This is a genomic window from Pseudomonas sp. LBUM1653 (assembly GCF_059716115.1).
On the sequence record NZ_CP166803.1, the window covers coordinates 1578304 to 1590594 of the forward strand.

Below are 12291 nucleotides of genomic sequence, written 5' to 3' on the forward strand. Positions count from 1 at the left end.
CCTGCCAGCGTCGCTGGTGTGGTTCACTCGCGGTCCAGGAGGCCGCTATGTATAGACGAATTCTTCTGATTGCCGTGTTGGGTTTGTCATTGGGTGGATGCGTGCCTTATTCCGATGGAGGCGGCGGTTATTACAGTTCCGAGGTCTACACCTCGCCAGCGCCTTACTACGCAGGCGGCAACTCCTACTACTCCAATGGCGGCGGTTACTACACGCCACCGCGCCGGTATTACGCGCCGCCAGCGCGGTATTACCAGCCAACGCCGCGCTATTACCACCAGCCGCGGATCTATCAGCCGGCGCCGCGCTATTACCAACCGGCTCCTCGTTACTATCAGTCCCGGCCGGACTACAGGGCGCATCAGAACCATGGTTGGGACGGTCGCAACCGTGGCGGCTGGGACAATGATCATCGTCGCGGACGAAACGACAAACACGATCGTCGAGGCGACCGCAATGGGCGCGGCGATCGCGACGGCCGGGGTAATCACCGTTAATCACGCATGACCAAGCGGCGCATCAAGCGCCGCTTTTTTGTGATGCGCGAGGCATGGTGCGTTGCGCGAAACGCAACCAACTTGGCTGTGGTGACCACTCTGGTGACTTGAAGGTGAAAGTCCTCTACACACCCGGCAAGGGGAAGTGTTAGCAAGAGCCAAGGGGGGCGCGGGTGACTGCGAATCTGAAGGAAAGCCCGAGGCAAAATGCTGGCCTGCGAACAGGAAGCGGTTAGAGGCGGCGCAGCGGTGTAAGGTGGCCATGATTACTAAAGCCCAGTACTTACCACGGAACGCTGCGACGTAGACCCGAACAGGCATAAGCAGGAAGAGGTGTCCACGCCCAGCTCGATGTAACTTGAACCGCTCAGCTCAGCGCCTCCACTGCCTCAGCAACCAAGGACACTTGCAGCGCCACCTCAAGATCTCCCTCCAGCCTCAACACCTTGCCTCTGCGCTGGCCCAGCCAGGCTTCATGTGACGCTCGGGACCGTCCTGGCCGGCCGCCCTGCTCGTATTGAGCTGCCCAATCAATAAAAGCAAGATCAATATCCGTATATAAACGCCGCTCACGCGCGATCAACCGCTGCAAACGTATCGATGTATCCAGCACCCTGAACACAATAAGGTCGAAAGCGTTTTCCAAAGCGTCTCCCCAATTGACAATCGAACCGGCGACAACAACATTCTTCTCACGATTCAGGGCATCGAGAATATTCCACAAACGCGTCGCTTCATCTACCTTTCGTGTAAAGGGGGGCGCCTTGTCCAACCATTGAAAGTCATCCGTTTCAAGATGACGCCACAATAGTTGCTCAGCCAACGCGGCTGCCAACGTCGACGTGCCGGAACCCGGCCCTCCCATGATCAATACTCGAAGGGGCCTTATTTTAATTGCCGAAGCTGTAGTGTTCATTTTTCAATTATCACACATGGGTGCGTGACAAACTTCGCTGTGTCATCTGGCGTCAATGGAAGCAGCCCTCAACGAGGGCGCGTAACCTGAGCTGGGGCTCGACGAAGAACGCGTCTGTACATCCGCGTTCAATGGTCGAGGTCAATGGTGTAACTCCGGAGCGCCGCATATGAATCAGGCCCTGCCGAAGAAACTGTGAGGCCGACTGGGACTGGTCTCGATACTGGATACGATAAACCGGCTCAGCCGTGTAATCTGAACCGCCGTATATGGAACCGTACGTTCGGTTGGTGTGAGAGAAGGCGGATGTAAATCCGCCACCTACTCAATCCGGATTTCAGTAATTCGACAAATCCGCGAGCGGATGACGGCCTTCCCAGGCCTTTTGGAAATGCGCCTCCACCACGGCATCCGGCACGTTGTTGACGTCCGGCCAGTGCCAGCGGGGTTTCTGATCCTTGTCGATCAACCGCGCGCGCACGCCTTCGCTGAATTCGGGATGGCGACAGCAGTTGAGGCTCAGGGTGTATTCCATCTCAAAGACTTGCGCCAGTGACAGATGCCGGGCACGTTTGATCTGTTCCCAGACCAGATGCGCTGTCAGCGGCGAGCCTTCTATCAGGTTGCGCGCGGCGCGGTTGAGCAGCAGGTCTGTGTGATCGCGTAGCGTGCTGATAGCCTTCCAGGCGCAGCGCACATCACTGACATCCAGCAGTTCATCGATTTGCTCGCGGCGCGGCAGCCACTGGGCTTCGGGCATCTGCGCAACGGCCTTCTGCTGCAAGGCCTTGAGCAGACTGTTGAGCTGCATCGGCGTCTGTTCCTGCCAGTTCAACTGCAGCAGGCCTTCGATCAGCTCTGGCTGTTGCTCATCGAGCAGGAAACGATCAGCCAGGTCCAGGTCGATCGCATCACGACCATTCATGTGGGCACCGGTCAAGCCGAGAAACAATCCGAGCTTGCCGGGCAACCGTGACAGGAACCAACTGGCACCGACGTCCGGGTACAGGCCGATGGTGATCTCCGGCATGGCCAGCCGGCTGCTCGGTGTGACAATACGAATGTTCGCCCCCTGCAGCAGCCCCATGCCGCCGCCGAGCACATAGCCGTGACCCCAGCAGATCAGCGGTTTTGGATAGGTATGCAGGTTGAAGTCCAGGCGATATTCCGCGGCGAAGAAGTGCGCAGCCAGGGGCGGCACTTCGCCCGGATGGGCACGACAGGCCTCGACCAGGCTGCGCACTTCACCGCCAGCGCAAAAAGCCTTGATGCCGTTGCCGCGCAGCATGACGCAAACGATTTGTGGTTCCTTCGCCCAAGCGTCCAACCTGTCGCGCAGAGCGTTGATCATCGGCAATGACAGGGCGTTCAACGATTGCTCGGCATCCAGGGTGGCAACGCCGATGCGGGCGCCGTCAGTACCGGTGTGTTCTTCGAAGTGCAGATTCATCGTGACCTCGCTCGGGAATTTGAGGGTTAAGTATGATCGCTGTGTGGGAAAGTGCCGGATCGGCGTCAGATCAATTGACAAGCGTGATGGGCTTTCCTAGGGTGCGCCCCATAGTTTTTGCCGGATGTAACCATGACTGCTGACGACCGTATCAAACTCGAACCGAGCTGGAAGGAGGCACTGCGTGCCGAATTCGACCAGCCCTACATGGCAGAGTTGCGAAAATTCCTCCAGGAGGAGCGGGCGGCGGGCAAGGAAATCTATCCGCCGGGTCCGATGATCTTCAACGCGCTCAATTCCACGCCGCTGGACAAGGTCAAGGTGGTCATTCTTGGCCAGGACCCCTATCACGGCCCAGGCCAGGCCCACGGCCTGTGTTTCTCGGTGCAACCGGGCGTGCCGGCGCCGCCGTCGCTGGTCAATATCTATAAAGAGTTGAAGCGCGACCTGAACATCGACATCCCCAGCCACGGCTACCTGCAAAGCTGGGCCGAGCAGGGCGTGTTGATGCTCAATACCACCATGACCGTGGAGCGTGCCAACGCCAACGCGCACAAGGACAAGGGCTGGCAGTTTTTCACCGACCGGATCATTGAAGTGGTCAGCCAGCAGCAGCCGCACCTGGTGTTTATGCTGTGGGGCGCCCATGCCCAGAGCAAACAGAAGCTGATCGATGCCACCAAGCACCTGGTGCTGACCTCGGTGCACCCGTCACCGCTGTCGGCCTATCGTGGCTTCCTCGGGTGCGGGCACTTCAGCCGGACCAATAAGTTTCTGGAGCAGAATGGCGAGACGCCGATCGAGTGGCGGTTGCCACCGGTTTGATGCGTTGGCCGGGCCGGCCCCATCGCGAGCAAGCTCGCTCCCACAGGGTTTTGTGATCACCGCAAATCCAATGTGGGAGCGAGCCTGCTCGCGAAAAGGGCGCCTCGGTTTATCAGGCTGAATCCGGGTTTCGGTTCCAATACTTGAACAACGGCTCCGCCAGAAACAACACAAACAACAACCGCATCACCTGCATCGCCGTCACCAACGGCACCGAGAGTTGCAAGGTTTCGGCCGTCAGGCTCATCTCGGCAATCCCGCCGGGCATCATGCCCAGCGTCAGCGAGCGCAAGTCCAGGTGGGTCAGCGCACTCAATCCCAGCGCTGCCACCGTGGCGATCAACATGGTCAGCACCGTACCGATCAATGTCCGCCCCATGAACGACGGCGCGCGACGAAAAAACTGCCGATTGAAGTGACACCCCAGGCCGCTGCCGATCAGCCATTGGCCGATCTGGCTGCCGCCGTTGGGCAAGCCGATATGCAGGTCCCAACTGATGCTGACCCCTGCGCTCACCAGCAAGGGGCCGAACAGCCAGGGATTGGGTTGACGCAGGCGTTCCCAGATCCAGGCCGCCACCGCCCCTGCCGGAAACAACACCGCCAGCCAGCGCCAATCGATGCTGCCAGCGTAGGCAATCGGTGCGCCGTCACCCAGCAGGTATTTGAACGCTGCCGGTACGCAAAGTACGACGACCAGGACTCGCAAACTCTGGCCCGCCGCCACCCGACTGAGCACCGCGCCATTGCGTGCGCCGAGGTTGACCATCTCCCCGGAACCGCCGGGCATGCTGGAAAAAAATGCAGTGGCGCGATCTTCACCGGTGCGGCGCATCAACCACACGCCGACCACCGCCGAGAGGCTGGTGACCAACGCACCGAAGAAGATCAAACCGAAATGACTCAGCACCTGCTCCATCACCACCGGGGTGAAGTGCAGGCCGATGCCGATGCCGACGATCCACTGGCCGCACTTGCGCCCACCAGGGATTTCCGCCAGTTGCCAGGATGTCAGGCTGCGCACGAGGATGATCGCCAGCAACGAGCCGACCATCCACGGCAAAGGCCAGCCGACCTGGCTGGCGAGGAAACCGCCAATCAGGCCGACCAGCGGGGTTCCCCACCAGAGTTTGAAGGGGGACCGATCAGACATCGGCGATAACGCGTTGCGCGGCCGAACGTTTGCGCCAGATGCGGATGATCGGCATCAACAGCATGATCGCCGTCAGGACCCAGCAACCGAAAGTGATCGGGCTCGACCAGAGGATTTCCAGCGCACCGTTGGAGATCGACAGGGCACGGCGCAGGTTCTGCTCCATCAGGCCTCCGAGAATGAACCCCAGCAGCACCGGCGACAGGGGGAAGTCCAGCTTGCGCAGAATGTAGCCGAAGATGCCGATACCAATCATCAGGAACAGGTCGAAGGTGGTGGCGTGCACCGCGTAGACGCCGATCCCGGTAATGATCGCGATCACCGGCACCAGCGCCCAATTCGGTACGGCGAGAATGCGGGTAAAGATGCGAATCATCGGGATGTTGAGGATCACCAGCATCACGTTGGCGATGAACAACGAAGCGATCAGGCCCCAGACGATGTCCGGTTGCTGTTGGAACAGCAGCGGACCGGGGGTGATGTTGTACAGCGACAGGGCGCCGATCATCACCGCCGTTGTGCCCGAACCTGGAACGCCGAGGGTCAGCATCGGTACCAGCGCACCGCAGGCGGCGCCGCCGATGGCGGTTTCCGGCGCCGCGAGGCCGCGCATGTCGCCCTGGCCGAAAGTACCCTTGGCACCCGCCATGCGTTTTTCGGTCATGTAGGCCACGGCGCTGGCCAGGGTCGCACCGGCGCCCGGCAATACGCCCATGATGAAACCCAGTACGCCGCAACGGATGTTCACCACGAACACCGACGCCGCTTCCTTGAAGTTGAACATCATGCGCCCGGTGGCTTTCACCGCTTCCTGGCCGTGGTGGGTTTTCTCCAGTAACAGGAGGATTTCACTGATGGAGAACAGGCCCAGCACCAGCACCACGAACTGAATGCCGTCAGTCAGGTGGATGTTGTCACCGGTGAAACGGTACACGCCACTGTTGGCATCGATGCCGACCGTCGACAGGAACAGGCCGATCAGTGCTGCGATAAAGGTTTTCAACGGTCGGTCACCGGCCATGCCGCCCAGGCAAACGATCGCGAACACCATCAACACGAAGTATTCCGCCGGGCCGAAGGCGATCGCCCATTTCGCCAGCAGCGGGGCAAACAGCACCATGCCGCAAGTGGCGATGAAAGCGCCGATGAACGAGCTCCACGCCGACAGCGACAACGCCACACCGGCCAAGCCTTTGCGGGCCATCGGATAACCATCGAGGGTGGTCATCACGGTGGAGGCTTCACCTGGAATGTTCAGCAGGATCGAGCTGATCCGGCCGCCGTATTCACAACCCAGGTACACCGCCGCCAGCAGGATCAGCGCCGACTCCGGTGGCAGGCCGAGGGCGAATGCGATCGGTATCAGCAGTGCCACGCCATTGATCGGTCCCAGGCCCGGCAACAGGCCGACCACCGTACCGATCAGGGTGCCGCACAACGCGGTCACCAGATTGTACGGGCTCAGCGCGACGCCGAAGCCCTGACCCAAATAGCCAAGAGTATCCATATCAGTTCTCCAGAACGTCGAGCACGCCAAGTGGCAGCGGCACGTCCATCAACTTGTCGAACAGCAGGTAGAGGCCGACGGCCATCAGACTGATGATCACGATGCTCGGCACCCAGCGACCGCCATACAGACGGGCCATGGGCACGCCGATCAGGATGCTGGCGACGATGAAGCCCAGCGGTTCGAAGGTGCCGGCGAACACCAGCAACAGCACCACACAGATTCCGATTTTGGTCAGGGTTTCGCGATCCAGCGGCGGCTCGTCATCACTGTGTTTGATCGGTGCCGGACGGAACACCATGTACAACAGCGCTGAGCCCATCAGGCCGAGCATCAGCAACGGGAAGGCCCGAGGCCCCACCGGTTCATAGGAAAAAGCCGCTTGATACGGCCAGGCCATCAGTGCGAGGCCGAGACAGGCCAGCAACAGCACCGAAGCAAAAATGCGTTGTAAGAGCATGGGGAACTCCTGGGCCACGGCTGCGCAATCGCCAGCCGTGACCGCTAGACAGAGACGATCACTGGATCAGGCCGAACTCTTTGGCCAGCACTTTGTAGTCCGCCACCTGCTTCTTCACGTAGGTGTCCAGCTCCGGGCCGGTCATGGCGAACGGGAACAGTTCACGCTGATCGCGCAGCTTGGCGAACTCAGGTGAGGCCAGCAGTTTGTCGAAGGAGTCCTTCCACCAGGCGTAGTCTTCATCGCTGACTTTTGGCCCGAGGTAGAAACCGCGCACCACCGGCCAGACGATGTCGTAGCCTTGTTCCTTGGCGGTCGGAATGTCTTTCATTTCCGGCTCGTCCAGGCGCTTCTCGGAGAACACCGCCAGCAGACGCATGTCGCCGCTCTGGATGTGCGGCATGGAGTCGGAGATGTCGGTGCTGCCGACCTGGATGTGGCCGCCGAGCAGGGCGGTGGCGATTTCACCGCCGCCTTCGAGCGCCACGTAACGCAGGTCACGCGGGTTGATCCCGGCGGCCTTGGCGATCAGGGCGGTCTGCATCCAGTCCTGGCTGCCGACGGTGCCACCGGAACCGATCACCACTTTGCTCGGATCTTTCTTCAGCGCCTGCACCAAATCGTCCAGGGTCTTGTAGGGCGAATCGCTTTTCACCGCGATGGCGCCGTAACTGGTGCCGACGGCGGCCAGCCAGCGCACGTTGGTTTCATCGAAACGACCGAACTTGCCCTGGGCCAGGTTCAGCAGCGAGCCGCTGGACCAGGCCACCAGCGTGCCGGCATCCGCCGGGCGCTGGGCGACGACTGCGTTGTAGGCCACCGCGCCGACACCGCCGGGCATGTAGGTCACGCGCATCGGTTTGGTCAGCAGCTTTTCGTTGACCAGCGCGCTCTGCGCCAGTTTGCAGGTCAGGTCGAAACCGCCGCCGGGCGAGGCCGGGGCGATGCATTCCGGGCGTTTCGGCTCGGCCATCAGTTGGCCGGCGAACAGCATGACGCTGGCGGCGAGGGCGAAACGGCGCAGTGATCGATTCATTTTTGTCTCCACAGGAGTTGTTGTTTTTCGGGATGATTCAGGTGCGACGATTTCGCGCGGTGCTGGCATGTTCAAGTCCGCAGGGACTGAACGACGGGCAGCCGGCTTCGGCGCTGGCAAGCGTAGATATCGGGGCGTTTAGGGAAGGGTGGTGCGGGCAAGCCTGGGGCTGTGCGTACAGCATGGCGAAGTACCTCGTTTATTGTTCTTATTGGCGAAAACGCTTCATGGCGTTTTTCGGGAGCTACATTTCACAGCAGGGTGCAGACGATGGTTGGAACGTCAGGTCGAAACATTCCGTAACCCGACTCTAACCACTCAACCTTTCGCTAACCTTTCAGGGCGCTTTCACGGTTTTTCGGGCTTCACAGCGGCGGAGGCCGCTGTAAACTCCGCGCCAAAGAATGGCGTCGACCATCCCTGAACGAGGTAATAATCAATGCGTGTCCTGCTCGTCGAAGACCATCTGCAGCTCGCCGAAAGCGTCGCCCAGGCGCTCAAAAGCACCGGCTTGACCGTGGATGTGCTGCACGACGGTGTAGCGGCCGATCTGGCGCTGGGCAGCGAGGAATACGCCATGGCGATTCTCGACGTCGGCCTACCACGCATGGATGGTTTCGAGGTACTCGCGCGCCTGCGTGCCCGGGGCAAGAACCTTCCGGTGTTGATGCTGACCGCCCGCAGCGACGTCAAGGATCGGGTCCATGGCCTGAACCTGGGCGCCGATGACTATCTGGCCAAACCTTTCGAACTCACCGAGCTTGAAGCCCGGGTCAAGGCCTTGCTGCGCCGTAGCGTGTTGGGTGGCGAGCGTCTGCAGCGCTGTGGTGTGCTGGCCTACGACCTGGAGACCCGGCGCTTCACTCTCGGCGAGGAGCTGCTGACCCTGACCTCCCGCGAGCAAGCGGTACTCGAAGCCCTGATCGCCCGTCCCGGCCGGGTGATGAGCAAGGAGCAACTGGCCTCACAGGTTTTCGGCCTGGACGAGGAGGCCAGTCCCGACGCCATCGAAATCTACGTACACCGCTTGCGCAAGAAACTCGACGGCCACCCGGTGGCCATCGTGACGTTCCGCGGTCTCGGTTATTTGCTGGAAAGCCGTGATGCATAAGGCCAGCAGCCTGCGCTGGCGGTTGTTGTGGAACCTGGCGCTGTTGCTGGTGGTATTGATGCTGGCCAGTGGCTTGAGCGCTTACTGGAACGGTCGCGAAGCGGCTGACACGGCCTATGACCGGACGTTGCTGGCCTCGGCGCGGACCATCGCCGCCGGCCTGTCCGAGCGTGATGGCAGCCTCAGCCTGGACGTGCCTTACGTGGCCCTCGATACGTTCGCCTACGACAGTGCGGGGCGTATTTTCTACCTGGTCAACGACATCAACCAAAAGCTGATCTCCGGCTACGAAAACCTGCCGCCGCCGCCACCCGGTACACCGCGCACCGACAACTACCCGGCGCTGGCGCGTTTTTACAACGCGACTTACCAGGGGCAGAACGTGCGCGTGGTCAGTCTGCTCAAGGCCGTCAGCGAGCCGAACATGAACGGCATGGCGGAAATCCGCGTGGCGGAGACCGATGAGGCCCGCGTCAGCATGGCCCGCAGCCTCGCTGGCGATACCTTGCTGCGTCTAGGCATGCTGGCGGTCGGGGCACTGATGATCGTGTGGTTTGCGGTCAGTGCGGCGCTGCGTCCGCTGGAGCGTTTGCGTACGGCGGTGGAGGAGCGTCAGCCGGATGACCTGCGGCCGTTGCCATTGGTAGAAGTGCAACGCGAGTTGTGGCCACTGGTGCGTGCGCTCAATCATTTCACCGAGCGTCTGCGCGGGCAGTTCGAGAAGCAGGCGCAATTCATCGCCGATGCCGCCCACGAATTGCGCACTCCATTGGCGGCGCTCAAGGCCAGGCTGGAATTGGGCTTGCGCGCGAGCGAGCCACAAACCTGGCGCAGCACGCTGGAAACCGCTGCTCAGGGCACTGATCGCCTGACCCATCTGGCCAATCAATTGCTCTCGTTGGCCCGGGTGGAAAACGGCGCCAGGGCGATTGCCGAGGGTGGCGCGCAACTGCTCGACCTCAGTCAATTGGCGCGTGAGCTGGGCATGGCCATGGCGCCGCTGGCCCATAAGCGCGGCGTGGCCCTGGCGCTGGAAGCTGACGAACCGGTGTGGTTGCGCGGCGAGCCGACCTTGTTGAATGAGTTGTTGAGCAATCTGGTGGACAACGCCTTGGCCCACACGCCACCGGGCGGCAACGTCATTTTGCGGGTCTTTGCCCCGGCGGTGCTGGAGGTTGAGGATGATGGGCCTGGGATTCCCCTTGATGAGCGTGATCGAGTATTCGAGCGCTTTTACCGGCGCAATCAGCAGGTGGCCGGGTCGGGGCTGGGTTTGGCGATTGTCGGCGAGATCTGCCGCGCGCACCTGGCGCAGATCAGCCTGCATGATGGGGAGCAGGCGGGGTTGAAGGTGCGGGTGAGTTTTATTGCCGGGGATTGATGGTGTTTGTTCTGGCCTCTTCGCGAGCAGGCTCGCTCCCACAGGGATCTGTGGCGCTACATAAATCCAATGTGGGAGCGAGCCTGCTCGCGAATGAGGCGATGCGGTGTTTGATCAGTAAAACATCAAACGCGTTTCTTCCAGATCTTCGCACATCGCCTTGTTATCCGGATCGATCCCGAGCTTGATGAAGGCCGGCACGCTGAAAGGATCAATGCGCGAGATCGGATGATCTGTGTCTTTGTAGCAATACAGGCTGGCCACCTGAACCAGATCGACATAATCGATTTGCGCGGACTGTCGCTTGAAGTCCAGGTAGAGCTGCGGCACCTGCACCAGCGGCTCCGGAAACTCCCAGACCCGCAGCAGCTTGTCGCCGAGCAACGGATGAATGTGGTCGATCACATGATTGAGGCTGACCGGATCGGACAGCAGTTCATAGTGATCTTCGGCATACGTCAGGATCGGCAATACCCCGATCTGGTGCACCAGCCCGCCAAGGGCCGCCTGATCAGGCTTTAGCTGGGTGTAGTTGCGGCAAAGCGCATAGCTGACGCCGGCGATTTCCAGGCTTTTGCGCCAGACATCGCGCATTTTCTGTTCCACGACTTCGGAGCGGGCATGGAAAATCTGTTCCATGACCAGGCCGATGGCCAGATTGCTGCTGTAGTTGATGCCCAGGCGCGTGATCGCCGTGTGCAAATCGGTGACTTCCTGCGCCGCGCGCAGCAGTGGGCTATTGACCACCTTGATCAGGCGCGCCGACAGCGCGGTATCGCGGCCAATCACTTTGCTCAGGCTATTGATACTGATTTCCGGGTCTTCGGCGGCCTTGCGAATCTGCAAGGCCACTTCCGGTAACGTTGGCAGAACCAGGTCATCGTTATCGATGGCCTCAACCAAATCCTGTTGGACCTTTTCCGCCAGCTCACTCATTACGCTTCTCTAGGTATTGCAAAAAAGTACGGCGGTTAACGCTGGATTTCGCGATCGCGGTCCAGTGAGTACGGCAGGTCGAGCAAGTGCAGGGCCGGGCCGTCGAGTGCGCCCAGATGAATGTCGCCGCCTTCTGCCGCTTCGGCTTGCAACACGGCCAACAGTTCAATGTGACCGGCGGCATCGGCGGCCAGCACCACTTCACCGATCGAGCTGCCGTGACTCGGGGCAAACAGCTGGGTGCCGGGTTCCGGTAGTTCGCTGGCATCCAGTTGCAGGCGATACAGGCGGCGCTTGAGTTTGCCCAGGTATTGCATGCGCGCGACGATTTCCTGACCGGTGTAGCAGCCTTTCTTGAAACTCACGCCACCAACGGCTTGCAGATTGAGCATCTGCGGAATGAACAACTCACGGGTGCTTGGCATCACCTGGCCGATCCCGGCACGGACCTGGCCCAGTAGCCATTGATTGAGCTCACCTTCGTTCAGCAGGGCGGACAGCTGGCCCTTGATGCCGTCGGCCCGGTCGGCGGCAACCCACAGCTCGGCGCGTTCGGGCGAGACGCGAATGGCGATCAAGCCGTCATTACGCACGACGCTGTCGGTGTCTGCCGACAGTTCAAGGCCGAGGCTTTTCAATGCGCCATCGCCATGCTCGATGCCGAAGCGAACCCAGGCAGCGCTTTCATCGGTCAGTTTGGACTTGGAGAACACTGCGTATTTTTTCAGGTCCGCCAATTGCGGTTCGAGCAACTCGCTGGCCATGGCCAGAAGTACGCCATCACCTTCAAGCAGGATGCGGAAGCTCGACTGCATCCGGCCTTTCTGCGTGCAACGCGCGCCGAGGCTGGCCCGGGTGTCGCTCAGGTAATCGAGGTTGCAGGTCAGTTGGCCTTGCAGGAATTTGCCGGCGTCCGCGCCGCGGACCGCCAGAACACCTTCATGAGACAGCGTGCAGAAAAAAGCAGAATCGGCCATGGGTCATCGCAGGGTAAAGAGTCTGGCGGACATGATAAGGGG

At 60.7% G+C, this 12291-nt stretch carries 12 protein-coding genes and 1 pseudogene; 5 read left to right on the top strand and 8 right to left on the bottom strand.

From position 1 onward, the window contains the following. Nucleotides 1–47: 47 nt before the first annotated feature. Nucleotides 48–497: a hypothetical protein gene (locus ACA054_RS07155; RefSeq protein ID WP_497688777.1), complete on the top strand. Its 450-nt coding sequence runs from the start codon at nt 48–50 to the stop codon at nt 495–497. 367 nt (nt 498–864) lie between these two features. Here the strand turns inward: ACA054_RS07155 and ACA054_RS07160 are convergent, their stop codons facing one another. Next, nucleotides 865–1413: a P-loop NTPase family protein gene (locus ACA054_RS07160; protein ID WP_497688778.1), complete on the bottom strand. Its 549-nt coding sequence runs from the start codon at nt 1411–1413 to the stop codon at nt 865–867. Between the two features lie 17 nt (nt 1414–1430). Here ACA054_RS07160 and ACA054_RS07165 point away from each other — a divergent pair. Further along, a pseudogene (locus ACA054_RS07165) lies at nt 1431–1612 on the top strand (group II intron reverse transcriptase/maturase); the annotation flags it as partial. A gap of 138 nt (nt 1613–1750) precedes the next feature. Here ACA054_RS07165 and dspII read toward each other — a convergent pair. Then, complete coding sequence (dspII, locus tag ACA054_RS07170; RefSeq protein WP_497688779.1) at nt 1751–2863, bottom strand: enoyl-CoA hydratase/isomerase DspII; 1113 nt, start codon at nt 2861–2863, stop codon at nt 1751–1753. A 132-nt stretch (nt 2864–2995) separates the two neighbouring features. Between dspII and ung the strand changes: the two genes are divergently transcribed. Beyond that, a complete protein-coding gene (gene ung, locus ACA054_RS07175) occupies nt 2996–3688 on the top strand; it encodes a uracil-DNA glycosylase (protein WP_497688780.1) in 693 nt (230 codons plus the stop codon). 112 nt (nt 3689–3800) lie between these two features. Here the strand turns inward: ung and ACA054_RS07180 are convergent, their stop codons facing one another. Genes ACA054_RS07180 through ACA054_RS07195 form a run of 4 tightly spaced genes read right to left on the bottom strand, consistent with a single transcriptional unit; the run spans nt 3801 to nt 7844 of the window. Beyond that, nucleotides 3801–4841 carry an AbrB family transcriptional regulator gene (locus ACA054_RS07180; protein ID WP_497688781.1) on the bottom strand — a complete coding sequence of 347 codons (1041 nt, stop codon included), beginning with the start codon at nt 4839–4841 and terminating at the stop codon, nt 3801–3803. Next, the gene (locus ACA054_RS07185; protein WP_497688782.1) at nt 4834–6348 is read right to left on the bottom strand and encodes a tripartite tricarboxylate transporter permease; all 1515 of its coding nucleotides are present in this window, start codon (nt 6346–6348) and stop codon (nt 4834–4836) included. Before ACA054_RS07185 ends, ACA054_RS07180 begins: the two co-directional genes overlap by 8 nt. Nucleotide 6349: 1 nt before the next feature. Further along, on the bottom strand, nt 6350–6808 hold the full coding sequence (locus ACA054_RS07190; RefSeq protein WP_497688783.1) for a tripartite tricarboxylate transporter TctB family protein: 459 nt from the start codon (nt 6806–6808) through the stop codon (nt 6350–6352). Nucleotides 6809–6866: 58 nt separating this feature from the next. Further along, on the bottom strand, nt 6867–7844 hold the full coding sequence (locus ACA054_RS07195) for a Bug family tripartite tricarboxylate transporter substrate binding protein (protein WP_497688784.1): 978 nt from the start codon (nt 7842–7844) through the stop codon (nt 6867–6869). 439 nt (nt 7845–8283) lie between these two features. Between ACA054_RS07195 and ACA054_RS07200 the strand changes: the two genes are divergently transcribed. Then, nucleotides 8284–8955, top strand: coding sequence for a response regulator (locus ACA054_RS07200; RefSeq protein ID WP_008055965.1), 672 nt, complete (start codon nt 8284–8286; stop codon nt 8953–8955). Next, nucleotides 8948–10336, top strand: a complete 1389-nt coding sequence (locus ACA054_RS07205; RefSeq protein ID WP_497688785.1) for a sensor histidine kinase — start codon at nt 8948–8950, stop codon at nt 10334–10336. Before ACA054_RS07200 ends, ACA054_RS07205 begins: the two co-directional genes overlap by 8 nt. A 114-nt stretch (nt 10337–10450) precedes the next feature. Here the strand turns inward: ACA054_RS07205 and ACA054_RS07210 are convergent, their stop codons facing one another. Next, nucleotides 10451–11272: an HDOD domain-containing protein gene (locus tag ACA054_RS07210; RefSeq protein WP_497688786.1), complete on the bottom strand. Its 822-nt coding sequence runs from the start codon at nt 11270–11272 to the stop codon at nt 10451–10453. A 35-nt stretch (nt 11273–11307) separates the two neighbouring features. Beyond that, complete coding sequence (ygfZ, locus tag ACA054_RS07215; RefSeq protein ID WP_497688787.1) at nt 11308–12249, bottom strand: CAF17-like 4Fe-4S cluster assembly/insertion protein YgfZ; 942 nt, start codon at nt 12247–12249, stop codon at nt 11308–11310. Nucleotides 12250–12291: the final 42 nt, after the last annotated feature.